General features: G+C 72.9%; 15 protein-coding genes and 4 pseudogenes. 11 read left to right on the forward strand and 8 right to left on the reverse strand.

Features of this window, described 5'->3' with window-relative positions:
• Positions 1-101: 101 nt before the first annotated feature.
• The 3 genes and pseudogenes from JNW91_RS22135 to JNW91_RS22145 all read right to left on the reverse strand — a co-directional run.
• A pseudogene (locus JNW91_RS22135) lies at positions 102-552 on the reverse strand (hypothetical protein); the annotation flags it as partial.
• Between the two features lie 6 nt (positions 553-558).
• Positions 559-819 carry a hypothetical protein gene (locus JNW91_RS22140; protein ID WP_030504016.1) on the reverse strand — a complete coding sequence of 87 codons (261 nt, stop codon included), beginning with the start codon at positions 817-819 and terminating at the stop codon, positions 559-561.
• 152 nt (positions 820-971) lie between these two features.
• Positions 972-1,352, reverse strand: a complete 381-nt coding sequence (locus tag JNW91_RS22145) for a PIN domain-containing protein (protein ID WP_203177403.1) — start codon at positions 1,350-1,352, stop codon at positions 972-974.
• A gap of 139 nt (positions 1,353-1,491) precedes the next feature.
• On the opposite strand from JNW91_RS22145, the gene JNW91_RS22150 reads away from it, so the two are divergent.
• Genes JNW91_RS22150 through JNW91_RS22160 form a run of 3 tightly spaced genes read left to right on the forward strand, consistent with a single transcriptional unit; the run spans position 1,492 to position 4,606 of the window.
• Complete coding sequence (locus JNW91_RS22150) at positions 1,492-4,047, forward strand: ATP-dependent Clp protease ATP-binding subunit (RefSeq protein WP_203177404.1); 2,556 nt, start codon at positions 1,492-1,494, stop codon at positions 4,045-4,047.
• On the forward strand, positions 4,044-4,256 hold the full coding sequence (locus JNW91_RS22155; RefSeq protein WP_203177405.1) for a hypothetical protein: 213 nt from the start codon (positions 4,044-4,046) through the stop codon (positions 4,254-4,256). Before JNW91_RS22150 ends, JNW91_RS22155 begins: the two co-directional genes overlap by 4 nt.
• Positions 4,256-4,606 carry a DUF3140 domain-containing protein gene (locus JNW91_RS22160; protein ID WP_203177406.1) on the forward strand — a complete coding sequence of 117 codons (351 nt, stop codon included), beginning with the start codon at positions 4,256-4,258 and terminating at the stop codon, positions 4,604-4,606. Before JNW91_RS22155 ends, JNW91_RS22160 begins: the two co-directional genes overlap by 1 nt.
• 53 nt (positions 4,607-4,659) lie before the next feature.
• Here the strand turns inward: JNW91_RS22160 and JNW91_RS22165 are convergent, their stop codons facing one another.
• The 3 genes from JNW91_RS22165 to JNW91_RS22175 form a co-directional block, all read right to left on the reverse strand.
• Positions 4,660-4,905, reverse strand: a complete 246-nt coding sequence (locus JNW91_RS22165) for a hypothetical protein (RefSeq protein ID WP_203177407.1) — start codon at positions 4,903-4,905, stop codon at positions 4,660-4,662.
• Between the two features lie 67 nt (positions 4,906-4,972).
• The gene (locus tag JNW91_RS22170) at positions 4,973-5,944 is read right to left on the reverse strand and encodes a LysR family transcriptional regulator (RefSeq protein WP_203177408.1); all 972 of its coding nucleotides are present in this window, start codon (positions 5,942-5,944) and stop codon (positions 4,973-4,975) included.
• 85 nt (positions 5,945-6,029) lie between these two features.
• Positions 6,030-6,632: a hemerythrin domain-containing protein gene (locus JNW91_RS22175; RefSeq protein ID WP_203177409.1), complete on the reverse strand. Its 603-nt coding sequence runs from the start codon at positions 6,630-6,632 to the stop codon at positions 6,030-6,032.
• A 185-nt stretch (positions 6,633-6,817) separates the two neighbouring features.
• Here JNW91_RS22175 and JNW91_RS22180 point away from each other — a divergent pair.
• A pseudogene (locus JNW91_RS22180) lies at positions 6,818-8,124 on the forward strand (M20/M25/M40 family metallo-hydrolase).
• A 58-nt stretch (positions 8,125-8,182) separates the two neighbouring features.
• A complete protein-coding gene (locus JNW91_RS22185) occupies positions 8,183-8,845 on the forward strand; it encodes a hypothetical protein (protein WP_151490383.1) in 663 nt (220 codons plus the stop codon).
• A 65-nt stretch (positions 8,846-8,910) separates the two neighbouring features.
• Here the strand turns inward: JNW91_RS22185 and JNW91_RS22190 are convergent, their stop codons facing one another.
• Both JNW91_RS22190 and JNW91_RS22195 read right to left on the reverse strand, forming a co-directional pair.
• On the reverse strand, positions 8,911-9,102 hold the full coding sequence (locus tag JNW91_RS22190) for a DUF5703 family protein (RefSeq protein ID WP_053655860.1): 192 nt from the start codon (positions 9,100-9,102) through the stop codon (positions 8,911-8,913).
• A gap of 283 nt (positions 9,103-9,385) precedes the next feature.
• On the reverse strand, positions 9,386-10,357 hold the full coding sequence (locus JNW91_RS22195; protein WP_203177410.1) for an aldo/keto reductase: 972 nt from the start codon (positions 10,355-10,357) through the stop codon (positions 9,386-9,388).
• Positions 10,358-10,543: 186 nt separating this feature from the next.
• Here JNW91_RS22195 and JNW91_RS22200 point away from each other — a divergent pair, with 186 nt between their 5' ends.
• The 6 genes and pseudogenes from JNW91_RS22200 to mshC all read left to right on the forward strand — a co-directional run.
• Entirely contained in the window at positions 10,544-11,596 is a 1,053-nt protein-coding gene (locus tag JNW91_RS22200) for an LLM class F420-dependent oxidoreductase (RefSeq protein ID WP_203177411.1), read from the forward strand.
• The gene (locus tag JNW91_RS22205; protein ID WP_203177412.1) at positions 11,593-12,429 is read left to right on the forward strand and encodes an undecaprenyl-diphosphate phosphatase; all 837 of its coding nucleotides are present in this window, start codon (positions 11,593-11,595) and stop codon (positions 12,427-12,429) included. The genes JNW91_RS22200 and JNW91_RS22205 overlap by 4 nt, the downstream gene beginning before the upstream one ends.
• A gap of 253 nt (positions 12,430-12,682) precedes the next feature.
• Positions 12,683-13,395: pseudogene (locus tag JNW91_RS22210) on the forward strand (MSMEG_4193 family putative phosphomutase).
• 157 nt (positions 13,396-13,552) lie between these two features.
• On the forward strand, positions 13,553-14,134 hold the full coding sequence (locus JNW91_RS22215) for a DUF3090 domain-containing protein (RefSeq protein WP_203177413.1): 582 nt from the start codon (positions 13,553-13,555) through the stop codon (positions 14,132-14,134).
• Positions 14,131-14,949: an SCO1664 family protein gene (locus tag JNW91_RS22220; protein WP_203177414.1), complete on the forward strand. Its 819-nt coding sequence runs from the start codon at positions 14,131-14,133 to the stop codon at positions 14,947-14,949. Before JNW91_RS22215 ends, JNW91_RS22220 begins: the two co-directional genes overlap by 4 nt.
• A 66-nt stretch (positions 14,950-15,015) precedes the next feature.
• Positions 15,016-16,158, forward strand: a pseudogene (gene mshC, locus JNW91_RS22225) (cysteine--1-D-myo-inosityl 2-amino-2-deoxy-alpha-D-glucopyranoside ligase); the annotation flags it as partial.

Below are 16,158 nucleotides of genomic sequence, written 5' to 3' on the forward strand. Positions count from 1 at the left end.
GCTCCGCCACCCGCACCGACCACCAGCGGCGCATCCGGACCTGCTCGGCCGGCTCCGGCGCCACGGCGGTCGGCCCGGCCTCCGGCGGCGTGTCATGCCTGGGAGTCGTCCAGCCGCTCGTCGGGTTCGTCGTCGTCGGCCTCGCGCCCGCCGGTCAGCTCCGCCACCCGCACCGACCACCAGCGGCGCATCCGGACCTGCTCGGCCGGCTCCGGCGCCACGGCGGTCGGCCCGGCCTCCGGCGGCGTGTCATGCCCGGGAGCGCGTTGCTCGGGGGCGGGGCGGCGGGGCGCCGTCCGCGGCCAGGCCGATCGCGGTCAGGTACGCCGAGAGCTGCTCCTGCGCAACCCGCAGCGCGTACCCGGCGCTCTCGGCGTGCTCGGTGGCGGCGGACAGCTCGGGCACCCCCATCGGGTTGGCCGACTCCTGGCGGACCCAGCGCAGCCGCTCCGCGGCCAGGCCGAACTTCTCCAGCGCCTGCCCGAGCAGGGCCACCGGGAACTCCTCGCTGGCGGCGCGGACCTGCCCACCGACATCCTCGATGATGGACACGGTGGCCTACAGGGTGGCGACGTAGAGCTGCGCCTGCTCGACCGCGACAAGTGTCGCGGCGAGACACTCCTCCAACTCCTGGCTGGCCTGGGTCAGTGACGCCTGGGCCGCCTCGACGGTCTCGTGCCCGCTGCCCTCCAGGGCGCCGGCCAGGGTCTGCTGCGCCTCGGCCAGCTTCTCGCCGGCCGCCTGTACGGCTGTCTGCCCGTCCCCGATCTGTTGGAGGGCGACATCGATGGCAGCCTTCAGCTCGGCGACGCTCGCCACGGCGGAACCTCCTGGGGGCGGGGAGATCTCCATTAGAGCCTATCGGCGTCGCCGAAAGAACATCCGCCCTGTCGGTGTTCCTGCCCGGCTGTCCGGAAGGCACCCGGAAGTGCCGGGAGTCCGTTCTGTGGGAGTCCCAGTGCGAGAACTTCTCAGCTCTCGCGGAGCCAGCGGGGGCCGTACACCTCGGCGCCCAGGGCGGTGACCCGCTCGCGTAGCTCCCGGTCGGCGGTGACCACCAGCCGGCGGCGCTGCGGAGCGCCCGCGACCAGGTCGACCACGCTGTCGTCGCCGGAGCCGGGGGCGGAGACCACCCGGACGCCGTCGGTCCCGGGCACGTCCCGCGCGGCCCCCTCGACCACCAGCACCACCTCGACGGGAGCGGGCAGTCGGGCCGGCAGCCCGGTGGTCGCCACCGGGGCGAGGGAGTCACGCAACCGCGCCGCGGCCCCGGCGCGGTCCCGCCACCACCCGTTCGGGCGGGAGCCCACCACGTTGGCGCCGTCCACGATCAGCAGCGGGGTGTCATTCATGTCGCCAGACTGCCACCACCGCGCCGCGCGGGCCGCACGCCACACGCGGAACCGCCCACGCCCCGCCGTGCGGCGTTTGTCGGGGCGCGCGCCGGGAAGACCCTGCCGACCGTGCCGCGCCCAACTGCGGAGGACAGACATGATGGGACCCGGTGACCCCGGCTCCGACCCGTGGGACGAATTCCTGGCCCGGTACTTCGGCCGGGGCGAGGGAGGACGCCGACCGCCGCACCGGGTCGACATCACCCGCCTGATGACCGCCGACGCCCGGGAGATGCTGGCCGACGCGGCCCGCCGGGCGGCGCAACGGCAGAGCAGCGACCTGGACACCGACCACCTGCTCTGGGCGGCGTTGCAACGTGAACCCCTGCGTGACCTGGTCCGCCGCGCCGGCGCCGACCCGGACACCCTGATCAACGCGCTCGGCGGGCGGGGCGACGGCGCGCCGCGCGGTGAGGTGCCACCCAACCTGTCGTTGACCCCGGCGGCCAAGCGGGCGCTGCTCGACGCCCACCAACTGTCCCGGGCGATGGGCGCCAACTACATCGGCCCCGAGCACATCCTCATGGCGCTGCCGCTGAACCCGGAGTCGCCGGCCGGGCGGATGCTGGCCGCCGGCCGGATCCAGCCCGAGTCGTTGCAGGCCGCCAACGCCGAGCGCGGACCGATGACCGGGCCGAAGCCCGACCGCGGCACCCCCACCCTGGACCAGTACGGGCAGGACCTCACCGACCTTGCCCGCGCCGACCAGATCGACCCGGTCATCGGGCGTGCCGACGAGATCGAGCAGGCCGTGGAGATCCTTTCCCGGCGGACCAAGAACAACCCGGTGCTGATCGGCGAGGCCGGCGTCGGCAAGACGGCGATCGTCGAGGGCCTGGCCGAGCGGATCTGCGACGGGGACGTGCCACAGACCCTGCTCGGCAAGCGGGTCGTCCAACTGGACCTGGCCGGCCTGGTCGCCGGCACCCGCTACCGGGGTGACTTCGAGGAGCGGCTGAAGAAGGTCATCGACGAGATCCGGGCGCACCGCGACGAGTTGATCATCTTCATGGACGAGATCCACACCCTGGTCGGGGCGGGTGGCGCCGGCAGCGAGGGCGGGATGGACGCGTCCAACATGCTCAAACCGGCGCTGGCCCGCGGTGAGCTGCGCGTCATCGGCGCGACGACCCTGGACGAGTACCGCAAGAGCATCGAGAAGGACGCCGCGCTGGCCCGGCGCTTCCAGCCGGTGCTGGTGCCCGAGCCGAGCGTCGACGACACCATCGCGATCCTGCGCGGGCTGCGCGACCGGTACGAGGCACACCACCAGGTGCGCTTCACCGACGAGGCGCTGGTCGCCGCCGCCGAGCTGTCCGACCGGTACGTCACCGACCGGTTCCTGCCCGACAAGGCCATCGACCTGATCGACCAGGCCGGCGCGCGGGTGCGGCTGCGTACCCGCACCCCGGCGTCCGACGTGCGGGAGCTGGAGCAGGAACTCGACGAGGTACGCCGGGACAAGGAACAGGCCGTCACCGACGAGCAGTACGAACGCGCCTCGGCGCTGCGCGACCGGATCTCCGAGCTGGAGGAGGAGATGCGCCGCGCCAACGGCGACGACGGCGCCACCTCCCAGGTGCCCGAGGTGGGTCCACAGGAGATCGCCGAGGTGGTGTCCCGGGCCACCGGCATTCCGGTCAGCCAGCTCACCGAGGAGGAACGCGACCGGCTGCTGCGCCTGGAGGGCCACCTGCACCAGAAGGTCGTCGGCCAGGACGACGCCGTCATCGCGGTCGCCGAGGCGGTCCGCCGCTCGCGCGCCGGGCTGGCCGACCCGGAACGCCCGATGGGCAGTTTCCTGTTCCTCGGCCCGACCGGCGTCGGCAAGACCGAGCTGGCCCGCGCCCTGGCCGAGGCGCTGTTCGGCGAGGCCGACCGGATGGTGCGCGTCGACATGAGCGAATTCCAGGAACGGCACACGGTCAGCCGGCTGGTCGGCGCCCCGCCCGGGTACGTCGGCTACGAGGAGGCCGGGCAGCTCACCGAGGCGGTGCGGCGCCGCCCGTACGCGGTGGTGCTGCTCGACGAGATCGAGAAGGCCCACCCGGACGTGTTCAACATCCTGCTCCAGGTGCTCGACGACGGGCGGCTGACCGACAGCCAGGGTCGCACGGTGAACTTCAAGAACACCGTACTGATCATGACGAGCAACCTCGGCTCCGAGCTGATCACCGGCACGCAACGGGCCGTCGGGTTCGGCACCGGGGAGCCGGGCAGCGAGCAGGAGAACAACGAGCTGCGCGAACGGCTGATGCGTCGCCTCCAGGAGAACTTCCGCCCGGAGTTCCTCAACCGCATCGACGAGGTGATCATCTTCCGCCGGCTGGAGGCCGAGCAGCTGCGCGACATCACCGCGCTGCTGCTGGAGGAGACCCGCCGCCGGCTGCACGCCCAGGACATCCAGGTGGAGTTCACCACCGCCGGTGTCGACTGGCTCGCCGAGCACGGCTACCAGCCGGAGTTCGGCGCCCGCCCACTGCGCCGGGTGATCCAGCGCGAGGTGGACAACCACCTGTCCCGGATGCTGCTGGAGTCGGCGATCTCGCCCGGACAGAAGGTCACCGTGGACGCCCGCGACGGTGCGCTCACCTTCGACGTCGCCGCGGGTGAGCGGGGGTACACCGCCGCCACGACAACACACCCGCGATGAGCGGGGCGAGGCGACGAGGCGAGACCGAGGAGCCGCACGAGCCCGCGGATTCCGAGCAGACCCGGGACGAGGACGACCATCCCGACCCGATCCGGGCGTCGCCCACCGCGAACCCCCGCCGGACGCGGGTGCCACCGGAGGGCCTGCATCCGAAGACCGACCAGGACGACCCGGAGACGTCCGGACCACCGCCCGGAGAGGAGACCTGATGGTACGCGAAGCTCGGCTCGACCCCGAGGTGGAAGTGCTCTGGGAGGACTTCCACGCCGAGGTCAACGTCCCGTCGGAGCAGCTGCGCACGTGGCTGCTGACCCGGGGGTCCGGTGAGGAGTCGTTCGGGTCCAACCCGAACCTCGACCTGCCCCAGCCGGGCCGGGAGATCCTCAAGGTGCTCAACAAGCGCAAGGTCGACCTCACCCCGGAGGACATCGAGGTGATGCGGGAGGCGGTCGAGCGGATCCGGGAGCTGATGGACGCCAAACCGTCGCGCGGCAACGCCGACGACACCTGGCGGCACTCGCTGCTCGACCTCGGCCACGACCCGCTCGTCGAACGCTGAGGGCAACCACGCGCGACGGTGCCGTCCCGGCCGGGACGGCACCGTCGCGCCCGCTACTGGCCCTTGTCGGGCTCCATGCTGCCGATGGTCAACCCCGCCGCGTCGGCAGCGGCGTCCCGGTCCCCACGGGTCCGGTCCTCGCGGCTGAGCAGGTTGGCGTACTCGGTGACGTCGGCCGGATCGGGCACCTCCGGCAGGCGGCGCAGGAACGCCTCCACCTCACGGGTGGCGGCGGTGTGCGCGGCGGCCGCCTGGCGCAGCAGCTCCCGGTCGTCGGCGGGCGGGTAGAGGTCGGTCATGTCCGCCAGATACCCCGCCCACGGCGGTTCGCACCGCCACCGGCGGGTCATCACCCGCCCGGGGGGCTCACACCCCGCTGGGCTGGCGCACACCGAACCCCGGATTGCGCAGCAGCCAGTCCAGGTAGGTGGGGTGCGGCGCCAGCGAGTCGGTGTACGCCGCCTTGGCCGTCTCCAGCATCAGCGGGGCGCTGCGGGCGGCGGGCGAGTCCGGATGCCAGCCCAGCAGCAGCCGCCAGCGCAGCGGGACCCCCGCCAACCGGCGGGTGACCAGCCCCGCCACCGGGCGGAACGTCGCCTGGCACAACGCCACCGCCACGCCGGCGTCCACCAGGTCGACGCAGCCGCGGATATCGGTCTCGTACACCTTGCGGGGGGTGAATCCGGCGCGGGCGCAGGCGGCGGCGAAGCAGTCGCTGAAACAGCCGTCACCCGGCGCCGCCACCCACTGCTCGCGGCGCAGGTCGGCCAGGCGCACCTCGTCGTGGTCCGCCAGGGGATGGGTCTCCGGCAGCAGCACCAGCACCGGGTCGATGGACACCTCCCGCCAGCTCAACCCGAACCCGGCCGACGGGCTGGCGTCGCCGCACACGCCGGCGAGCGCGAAGTCCAGCCGACCGCCCGCCACCATCTGCGCCAACTCGTCCACCGACCACGAGGCGTACGTGGTGATCTGGGCCGGTGGGTGCTCGGCGGCCAGCCGGTGCACCATCCGACCCAGGATCGGGCTGTTCACCCCGCCGAACCGGTAGCACGGCGGCGCGTCACCGGAACCGGCCAGCCGGGCCGCCTCGTCCTGTAGTCCCTTCATCGCCGGCAGCAGCACCCGGGCCCGGGCCAGCACCAGCTCGCCGAGCGGGGTGGGGCGCGCGCCGCGCCGGTCCCGGTCGAACAGCGGGCCGCCCAGTGTCCGCTCGATCCGCTGAAGCTGGGCGGTCAGCGCCGGCTGAGCCAGGCCGAGCGCCGACGCCGCCTTGGTCACGCTCCCCGTCTCCGCGATCGCGCAGACCACCCGCAGGTGACGCAACTCCAGGTTCATACGGTGACGGTAGGACTACGCCGCAGCCGGCGGAAGAGCCCGAAGGTATCGGTGAGATTGAATGCACAGATGGTGTCGCCGCCGGTCAGCCGCGCGGCGGCTCCGGCAGATCCGCCAGGTACGTCGGCCGCCGCGTCACCGCGTCGCGGACCTTGTCCACCACACCCACCGCCGGCTCGACGATCCGGTTCCACGGCGGGGTCGCCGGGGTGCCCGGGTGCGGCCGGGTCGGGGCCGCCTCCTCGGCGATCTCCAGCCGGTTGCCCAGCCGGATCAACTCCTCCGCGGTGGCCACCGCGCGCAGCTCGGCGACCAGCGCGCCCACCCCCTCGACGTGCCGGCGCACCCGCGCGGCGACCTCGGTCAGCGTCTCGTCCGTCAACCCCTTCAGGACGCCCAGCAGCGCCGCGTCGGCGTTGATCTCGGCGTCCACCCGCTCGTCCGCGTTCGGCAGCGCGGCCCGCGCCGCCGGCAACAGGTACTGCTCCTCCGCCGACAGGTGCCGCGACAGCGCGGCGGTGAGCACCGCCAGACCCTCCTGCGGTGTGGTGTCCGGGCCGGTCAGCTGGTCCAGCAGCGCCAGCAACTGCTGGTGCTCCCGGTCCACGATGTCGGCGATGCTGCGGCCACCGGGACGGAAGCCCTCCTCGGGCGCGGGCGGCAGCGGCGGCAGGGGAACGGCGGACATGGTGCCCTCCTCGACTGGCGGGCGAAAGCTCCGGCAGGGGACGTACGGTCGTGGGCCGCGATACCCGAACGCGCTCGCGGCGAAACCGGGCGCGTCGATGCGTCGACCCGCGCACACGTCGGTGCGCCGCCGATCCGCGCCGGTGCGCCGCCCTGTCGGACACCTCGGGCTGGTATGAAGAGGCGATGACGAGCGAACCCACCGCCGAGGTCGTGGACCTCTGCCGCGACCTGCTGCGTATCGACACCACCAACACGGGGGACAACGACACCAGCGTCGGCGAGCGCCGCGCCGCTGAGTACGTGGCGGAGAAGCTCGCCGAGGTGGGCGTCGAATCCGCCCTGCACGAATCCGCCCCGGGCCGGGCGAACGTCGTGGCCCGCATTCCCGGCGCCGACCCCAGCCGCGGCGCGCTGCTGGTGCACGGGCACCTGGACGTGGTGCCCGCCGACGCCGACGAGTGGTCGGTGCACCCGTTCTCCGGCGAGCTGCGCGACGGCTACCTGTGGGGCCGCGGCGCCATCGACATGAAGGACTTCGACGCCATGGTGCTCGCCGTGGTGCGGCACTGGCAGCGCACCGGCGTACGGCCCCCGCGCGACATCGTGCTCGCGTACACCGCCGACGAGGAGGCGGGCAGCGACTACGGCGCGCGGTTCCTGGTGGAGAACCACCGGGGCCTGTTCGACGGCTGCACCGAGGCCATCGGTGAGGTGGGGGGTTTCTCCTACTCGGTCAACGACAGCCAGCGGCTCTACCTCATCGAGACCGCCGAGAAGGGCATCGACTGGCTGCGGCTGCACGCCAAGGGCCGCCCCGGGCACGGCTCGATGGTGCACGACGACAACGCCGTCACCGCGCTCGCCGAGGCGGTCGCCCGGATCGGCCGGCACCGCTTCCCGGTCGTGGTCACCGACACCGTGCGGGCGTTCCTCGAGGAGGTCTCCGACCTGCTCGGCGTCGAACTCGACCCGGACGACCCGGAGACGGCCATCGCCAAGCTCGGCCCGATCGCCAACATCATCGGCGCGACCATCCGCAACACGGCCAACCCGACCCGGTTGAGCGCCGGCTACAAGGACAACGTCATCCCCGGCCGGCCACCGCCACCATCGACTGCCGCAGCCTGCCCGGCCAGTCCGAGCTGCTGGAACGGCAGCTGCGCGAGCTGGTCGGCCCGGACATCGCGATCGAGTACGTCCAGCGGCAGCCGGCCCTGGAGACCACCTTCGACGGCGACCTGGTCGAGGCCATGTCCGCGGCGCTGCGCGCCGAGGATCCGGGCGCGCGTCCGGTGCCGTACATGCTCTCCGGCGGCACCGACGCCAAGGCGTTCTCGCAGCTCGGCATCCGCTGCTTCGGGTTCGCCCCGCTGCGGCTGCCCGCCGATCTGAACTTCTCCGCGTTGTTCCATGGCATCGACGAGCGCGTTCCGGTCGACGGACTACAGTTCGGCGTGCGGGTTCTCGACCGGTTCCTCCGCACCTGCTAGCCGTGTCCGGTAGCCGCACCCGGCGCGTTACCTCCCCATCGTGAAGGGACTGCCCCACATGACCGACCAGCACGGTGAGCTGGACGCCGCTCTCGAGCGGGTGATCGAAGCGGCCCGTCACCACCTGGCCGCCGTACGCGCCGCGCAGGGCCGCGTCGACGACGACGACGTCTGGCAGGCGTACGTGGCGTTGAACAACGCGTCCTACGCCTACGACGAGCGTCTGCTCGACGCCTTCGGCGAGGTGACGCCCTGGGACGTCGACTCGATCGACCCGGACGAGGCCGACGAGCGCTTCGGCGGCCCCGAGGGCTCCGAGGCCAGCGACCCGCATCCCCGGGTGATCTCGGTACGCCAGCGCCGCGACTACCGGGTGCCGAGCGTCTCGGCGCTGCTGCGGGTCGCCGAGGCGGCCCGCCGCGAAGGCACCCCGGAGGACGACGAGCCGGCCCCGGTGGAGGGCGTCGGCGAGGCGGTGCTGGAGCTGCTGCAGAGCGGCGACGGCTCACTCGGCGCGCTGGACGTCCCCGAACTGGAACCCCTCGACGGGGTGGTCATGGTCAGCGAGGTGGGCACCCCCGTCGACCTGGAGTCGTTCGACGACGACGACGCCGTCGGCCCGTTCCAGCCGGCGGCCGACGACCGGCTGGTCGGCCGACTCGACGAGCACCCGTTCCTGGAGCTCGACGACGACCACGACCACGCCGGGCACCAGCACTAGGCCGTACGACGCCCGGGGCGCGGCCGGTCGCCGACCGGGCCCCGGGCGTCGTCACCGCCGGAGCGTCAGTACGACAGGCCCGGCTGCGGCTGGTTGACCCGCCGACGGCGCAGCACCACCTGCCGCGTGCCGTCGCGGAACAGCCGCACCCGGGCCAACTCCCATCCGGAGAACTCCGCCTGGATCGCCAACTGCGCCGCGGCGGTCAACCGGTCGACGTTCGGCGGCAGCCGCAGCGGCGCGTACTCGTAGTCCATGCCACCCATGCTGCCCAGCCCAGCCGCCGTCCGCCACCCCCTCCGGGGTGACCAACGCCGCTGTCGTGGGCGGTTCGTGCCGCCGTGTACGCGCCCGCGTGTTCTCGGCCGCGCAGGGTGTCAGCCGTCGAGGAGGTAAGGCGTGACGACAGGGGAGCGGGGTCGGCTGGGTCGGTTCACCGACGCGGTGCTCGACGGCGCGCGGGCCGCCTCACCCAGCCCGCGCTCCGCGACGACCAGTCGCGCTCCGGTCGACGTCCGACGCCGTGATCCGGCTGGCGGGTCAGCCGTCGCGCTCGGGGTAGCCCACCGGCACGGCCGAGACGTCGTCCAACGCGGTGATGATCTCCTCGGGCAGGGTGATCCGCTCCACCTGGAGCGCGCCGAGCAGCTGCCCCACCGTCCGCGCGCCGAGGATCGGCGCCGTCACGCCCGGCCGGTCCCGGATCCACGCCAGCGCCACCTCCAGCGGTGACACCCCCAGCCCGCCGGCCGCTGTCGCCACCGCCTCCACGATGCTGGAGCAGCGCGGCTCCAGGTACGTCGCCACGAACCGCTCGAAGTGCGGCGAGGCGGCCCGCGAGTCCGCCGGACGCCCGTGCCGGTACTTCCCGGTGAGCACCCCCCGGCCCAGCGGCGACCAGGGCAGCACGCCGAGGCCGAGCGCGTCGCACGCGGGCAGCACCTCCCGCTCCACGCCCCGCTCCAGCAGCGAGTACTCCACCTGGGCGGCCACCACCGGCGCCCGGCCCGGCCAGGCGGTCTGCCAGGCGGCGGCCCGCGCGGTCTGCCAACCGGAGAAGTTCGACACCCCCACATAGCGAACCTTGCCGCTGGCCACCGCGTGGTCCAGAGCGGCCAGGGTCTCCTCCAGCGGAGTGTCCGGGTCGTACCCGTGCACCTGGAACAGGTCGACGTGGTCCGTGCCGAGCCGGCGCAGCGACGCCTCAAGGGTGCGCAGCAGGTGCCCACGGGAGCCGTCCCGGCGCCGGCCACTGCCCGGGCGCAACCCGGCCTTGGTGGCGATCAACAGCTCGTCGCGGGGCACGAGGCTGCCCAGCAGCGAGCCGATCACCGACTCGGCGTCACCGTCGCCGTACACGTCGGCGGTGTCGATCAGGTTGCCGCCCGCGTCCAGGTAACTCTTCAGCTGGGCGGCCGCGTCGTCGGCGTCGGTGTCCCGACCCCAGGTCATGGTGCCGAGCGCGAGCCGGGAAACCGCCAGCCCGCTTCGGCCGAGCGGTCGCTGTTGCATGGGTGAACCTTATTTCGAACCTGCCGCCACCGATATCCTCGCTCCCGTATCTCTGCCGGTTCTGCCGGTTCCGCCGCCGTGGGCTGCCCCGACGAAGGGGGGACCAAAGGTGTCGAGCCGGTGATCGAGCCCGTTATCGGCATTGCGTAACCTGGTGCGACCTGTGCCACGGATGGGGGAGGACCAGTGCGACTCGGGCTCAGCCTCGGATACCAGACGGCGTGGAGCACGCCGGCCGACCACCTGGCGCTGGCCCAGGAGGCGGACCGGCTCGGCTACTCGGTGGTGTGGGCGGCGGAGGCCTACGGCTCCGACTCGCCCAGCATGCTCGCCTGGATGGCCGGCCAGACCGAACGGATCGACGTCGGTGCCGCGGTGATGCAGATCCCCGCCCGTACACCGGCTGCCACCGCGATGACCGCGGCCACCATCGACGCGCTCTCCGGCGGCCGGTTCCGGCTCGGCCTGGGCGTCTCCGGCCCGCAGGTCTCCGAGGGCTGGCACGGGGTGCGCTTCGCCAAGCCCCTCGCCCGGACCCGCGAGTTCGTCGACATCGTCAAGCTCGCCATCGCCCGCAAGGAGGTGGCGTACGACGGCGAGCACTACACGCTGCCGCTGCCGGACGGCCCCGGCAAGGCGCTGCGCCTGGGCTTCCACCCACCCCGCGAGCACATCCCGATCTACCTGGCCGCGGTCGGCCCCAAGAACCTGGAACTGGCCGGCGAGATCGCCGACGGCTGGCTCGCCGTGTTCTACGCACCGGAGTTCGCCGACGAGCAGCTCGCCTCGGTACGCGCCGGGCGGGCCAAGGTCGGCAAGGACCTGTCCGGCTTCGACGTGGTGCCGTCCGTGCCCGTGGTGATCGGCGACGACGTGGCGTCCTGCGCCGAGCTGGTCCGCTGGTACGCCGCCCTCTACGTGGGCGGCATGGGCAGCCGGGAGCAGAACTTCTACAACCAGCTCGCCACCCGGATGGGCTACGGCGACGCCGCCCGCGAGGTGCAGGACCTGTACCTGGCCAAGCGGCAGCGCGACGCGGCCGCCGCCGTACCGATGGAGTTCATCGACCGCACCTCCCTGCTCGGCCCGAAGGAGCGCGTCGCCGAGCGGATGCGGGAGTACGCGGCCGCCGGCGTCACCACGCTGTCGGTGAGCCTGTTCGTGGCCGACCGGGACAGCGGTGTGCAGACCCTGCGGACCGTCGCCGAGGCTCTCGACCTTTCGGGAGTCGGCGAGTGACCTGGGTCGAGGCCATCATCCTGGGCATCGTCCAGGGACTGACCGAGTTCCTTCCGGTCAGCTCGTCGGGGCATCTGCGGATCACCTCGGCGATCTTCTTCGACCGCGACGCCGGCGCGTCGTTCACCGCGGTCACCCAGCTCGGCACCGAGGCGGCCGTGCTGATCTACTTCGCCAAGGACATCTGGCGGATCACCCGTACCTGGCTGGTCGGGCTGCGCGACCGCTCGGTGCGCTCCAGCCTCGACTACCGGATGGGCTGGTACGTGATCGTCGGCTCGATCCCGATCGGGCTGTTCGGCTTCGTCTTCAAGGACCAGATCAAGACGGCCGGACGCAACCTGTGGGTGGTGGCGACCACGCTCATCGTGTTCGCGTTCGTGCTGGCGTTCGCCGAGTACTGGGGGCGGCAGACCCGCACCCTGGAGAACTTCCGGATGAAGGACGGCGTGGTGATGGGCTTCGCCCAGGCCATGGCGCTGGTCCCCGGGGTGTCCCGTTCCGGCGGCACGCTCACCGCCGGTCTGCTGCTCAACCTGACCCGGGAGGCGGCGGCACGGTACTCGTTCCTGCTGGCCATTCCGGCGGTGGTGATGTCCGGCGTGTTCAGTCTCGGCGACGTCTTCGAACCATCGGCCCCGGGCACCTCCGCGCCCTCCGGGGCCCAGATGATCGTGGCGACGGTGATCGCGTTCGGCATCGGCTACGCGGCCATCGCCTGGCTGCTGCGCTACGTCGCCCACCACACCCTGTACGTCTTCGTGTTGTACCGGGTCGCGCTGGGCACCCTGGTCCTGGCCCTGCTGCTGACCGGCACGATCAGCGCGACCTAGATTCGGCTGCCAGCCGTCGACCTGCTGTGATCCACTCGACATCGGCGATACCGGGGTATCCGGGACGGGGTGACACCCCGAGATCGCTGATCTCGAGTGGATCACCAGCGGGCGCTCGCCGGACATCGGGTAACCAGGCCGCACGGACACCCGGACTCCGCCGTCACCGAACCCTGCACGGGCGTGGACGGCGGAACACCCGGACGGCGGCCGGGTGCCCGTGACGGACGAGGGCGACGGCGTAGGCCCTAGGGTGGTCAGCGTGGCGACCCTTCTGCTTCTGCGACATGGCCGGACCACGGCGAACGCCGACGGTGGCCTGGCCGGCCGGCAACCGGTCGAGCTGGACGACACCGGGCGCGCCCAGGCCACCGCGGTCGGCGAGCGGCTGCGGGCGGTGCCCCTGGCCGCCGTCGTCACCAGCCCGTTGATCCGCTGCCGGCAGACCCTGGAGTTGGCGCTTCCGCAGGCCACCCCCGTGGTCGAGGAGGGGTTGATCGAGTGCGACTACGGCAGCTGGGAGGGGCAGCCGTTGAAGAAGCTCGCCAAGGAGCCGCTCTGGCCGGTGGTCCAGCAGCACCCCAGCGCGGCGGTCTTCCCGGGTGGGGAGGCGATGGCGGCGATGGCGGCGCGTGCCGTGGCGGCGGTGCGCTCCTGGGACGCCCGGGTGAGCGCCGAGCACGGGCCCGAGGCGGTCTGGCTGGCGTGCAGCCACGGCGACGTGATCAAGGCCATCGTGGCGGACGCTCTCGGCGTACACCTGGATGCCTTCCAGCGGATCGTGGCCGACCCGGCTTCGGTGACGGCGATCCGGTTCACGCCGCTGCGGCCGTTCCTGGTCCGGCTCAACGACACCGGCGGCGACCTGGCGGCGCTGGTACCGCCGCCGCGGAAGCGCGCCGGCGGGCCGCGCGCGCGGCCGACTCCGACGCGGCCGTCGGCGGCGGGGCGGGTGTGTCGCGGTGAGGCGCGTCACGCCACCGCCGCCGGTTGGGGCGTCAGCGGGTGCCCGCAAGGCCGCCACGCCCGGCCGCAGCCCCTGGTACGCCGGGCGCGCCGCCGCTGCGGTGATTCGCGTCGGTGGGGTGCGCGATGCCGTGGCGGGCCGGATAGGGTCGTGGGTATGACCCACCAGGTGCACGCCTTCGAGCCGCCGGAGCGGTTCGTCGCCGGGACTGTCGGGCCGCCGGGGGAGCGCACGTTCTTCCTGCAGGCCCGCGGCGGCGGCAGGCTGGTCAGCGTCGCGCTGGAGAAGGTCCAGGTGTCTCTGCTCGCCGAGAAGCTGGAGGAGCTGCTCACCGAGGCGCAGCGTCGCTTCGGGGTGGACCTGCCCGAGCTGGCGCCGGTGATCGGCGACAACGAGCCGCTGGACACTCCGGTCGACGAGGAGTTCCGGGTCGGGACCCTCGGGCTGGCCTTCGACGTGGACACCGCGACCGTGGTGATCGAGGCGATCGCGGCGGGCGAGGTGGAGCCCGAGGTCGAGCTCGGCGACGAGGACGACGACGAGGACGACGTAGACGACGAGGAACCGGACGAGGACCTGGACCGGCTCCGGGTCCGGCTCACCCCGCAGGCGACCCGCCAGTTCATCGAGCGGGCCCGGCGCGTGGTGAACGCGGGCCGGCCGCCGTGCCCGCTGTGCGGCCAGCCGTTGGACCCCGCCGGGCACCTGTGCCCGCGGCACAACGGTTACCACCGGTGACCTCGTCCGGCCTCCAGCCTCGCCAGGACGGCGACGCCGCGCTGCGGCTGCTGCGGGACGGCGCGCTCGACCTGGAGGGTCGGCTGGTCGACGCGTCGAACACGACGCTGCGCGGCATTCTGACCCTGGACGGGGTCAGCGCCCGCTGCGTCTACAAGCCGGTCCGTGGCGAACGTCCGCTGTGGGACTTTCCTGACGGCACTCTCGCCGGCCGGGAGGTGTCGGCGTACCTGGTGTCCCGGGCCACCGGTTGGGACCTGGTGCCGCCCACCGTGCTGCGCGGCGGCCCGTTCGGCCCCGGCTCCTGCCAGCTGTGGATCGACGAGCCGGAGGACGCGGAGCCGCTGGTCGGTTTCCTGCCCGCCGGGGAGCTGCCGCCGCGCTGGTTTCCGATCGCGGCGGCCCGGGACGACGACGGCGCCGCGTACGCCCTCGCCCACGCCGACGACCCACGGCTGGCCCGACTCGCGGTGCTCGACGCGGTGATCAACAACGCGGACCGTAAGGGCGGTCACGTGCTGGTGGGCGACGACGACCGGATCTACGGCGTGGACCACGGGGTGAGCTTCCACGTGGAGGACAAGCTCCGTACGGTGCTGTGGGGTTGGGCCGGCAAGCAGTTGCCGTCGGACGCCGTGGAGATGCTCGACGGGCTCGCCGGGCAGGTCTCCGGGGCGCTCGGCGCGGAGCTGGCCGACCACCTGACGATCAGCGAGATCGCCGAGGTGGCCGCCCGCGTCGACAGGCTGCGCGAGACCTGTCGCTTCCCGCAGCCGCCGGAGGACTGGCCGGCGATCCCCTGGCCACCCATGTAACCCGCTGTCATCTTGATCACCCGTGGGGCGCGCCGGGACCGTCGTGGGGCTGGCTAGGCTGAGGCCATGGAGTCTTGGGCGGGACACGAGGTGCCACGGCTGCCGGGCAGGGGCGAGCCGCTGGCGTTGTACGACTCGGCGCGGCAGGCTGTCCAGCCGAGTGCGCCGGTCGACACGGGGAGCATGTACGTCTGCGGCATCACCCCGTACGACGCCACCCACCTCGGCCACGCCGCCACCATGATCACGTTTGACCTGGTGCAGCGGATGTGGCGCGACGCCGGCCGCCCGGTGCGCTACGTGCAGAACGTCACCGACATCGACGACCCGCTGCTGGAGCGGGCCACCCGCGACGGCGAGGACTGGGTGGTCCTCGCGATGCGGGAGACGGCGCTGTTCCGGGAGGACATGGAGGCGCTGCGGATCATCCCGCCGGAGCACTACGTGGGCGCGGTGGAGTCGATCCCGGACATCGTCGACAAGGTCGAGGTGCTGCTCAAGGACGGCGCCGCGTACCGCCTCGACGACGGCACCGGCGACGTCTACTTCGACATCTCCGCCACCGGCCGGTACGGCTACGAGTCCAACCTGACCCGCGAGCAGATGCTGGAGATCTTCCCGGAGCGCGGCGGTGACCCGGACCGGGCCGGCAAACGCGACCCACTGGACCCGCTGCTGTGGCGTGGCGCCCGCGAGGGCGAGCCGTCCTGGCCGGGCGGGGAGCTGGGCCCGGGCCGCCCCGGCTGGCACATCGAGTGCGCGGTGATCGCCCTGAACCTCCTCGGCGACCGGATCAACGTGCAGGGCGGCGGCAACGACCTGCTGTTCCCGCACCACGAGGCGTCCGCCGCGCACGCCGAGCGGTTGACCGGCCAGGCGCCGTTCGCCGAGCACTACGTACACGCCGGGATGATCGGCCTGGACGGCGAGAAGATGTCCAAGTCCCGCGGCAACCTGGTCTTCGTGTCCCGGCTGCGCGCCGACAAGGTCGACCCGATGGCGATCCGGCTGGCGCTGATCTCGGGGCACTACCGCAGCGACCGCACGTGGACCGACGAGCTGCTCACGACCGCGCAGGAGCGGCTGGACCGCTGGCGGCGGGCCGCCGCCGCGCCCGCCGGGCCGTCCGGGGCCGAGCCTGCTGGCCGGGGTACGCGAGCGACTGGCCGACGACCTGGACACCCCCGGAGCCCTGGCCGTGGCCGACCG

Source organism: Micromonospora parastrephiae (genome assembly GCF_016802865.1).
In the GTDB taxonomy this organism is placed as follows: domain Bacteria; phylum Actinomycetota; class Actinomycetes; order Mycobacteriales; family Micromonosporaceae; genus Micromonospora; species Micromonospora parastrephiae.

Bases quoted from the DNA above. Each gene is read 5' to 3' on its own strand.
- JNW91_RS22145 (WP_203177403.1), bottom strand. From the start codon at position 1,352: ATGAATGACACCCCGCTGCTGATCGTGGACGGCGCCAACGTGGTGGGC.
- JNW91_RS22150 (WP_203177404.1), top strand. From the start codon at position 1,492: ATGATGGGACCCGGTGACCCCGGCTCCGACCCGTGGGACGAATTCCTG.
- JNW91_RS22155 (WP_203177405.1), top strand. From the start codon at position 4,044: ATGAGCGGGGCGAGGCGACGAGGCGAGACCGAGGAGCCGCACGAGCCC.
- JNW91_RS22160 (WP_203177406.1), top strand. From the start codon at position 4,256: ATGGTACGCGAAGCTCGGCTCGACCCCGAGGTGGAAGTGCTCTGGGAG.
- JNW91_RS22165 (WP_203177407.1), bottom strand. From the start codon at position 4,905: ATGACCGACCTCTACCCGCCCGCCGACGACCGGGAGCTGCTGCGCCAG.
- JNW91_RS22170 (WP_203177408.1), bottom strand. From the start codon at position 5,944: ATGAACCTGGAGTTGCGTCACCTGCGGGTGGTCTGCGCGATCGCGGAG.
- JNW91_RS22175 (WP_203177409.1), bottom strand. From the start codon at position 6,632: ATGTCCGCCGTTCCCCTGCCGCCGCTGCCGCCCGCGCCCGAGGAGGGC.
- JNW91_RS22185 (WP_151490383.1), top strand. From the start codon at position 8,183: ATGACCGACCAGCACGGTGAGCTGGACGCCGCTCTCGAGCGGGTGATC.
- JNW91_RS22190 (WP_053655860.1), bottom strand. From the start codon at position 9,102: ATGGACTACGAGTACGCGCCGCTGCGGCTGCCGCCGAACGTCGACCGG.
- JNW91_RS22195 (WP_203177410.1), bottom strand. From the start codon at position 10,357: ATGCAACAGCGACCGCTCGGCCGAAGCGGGCTGGCGGTTTCCCGGCTC.
- JNW91_RS22215 (WP_203177413.1), top strand. From the start codon at position 13,553: ATGACCCACCAGGTGCACGCCTTCGAGCCGCCGGAGCGGTTCGTCGCC.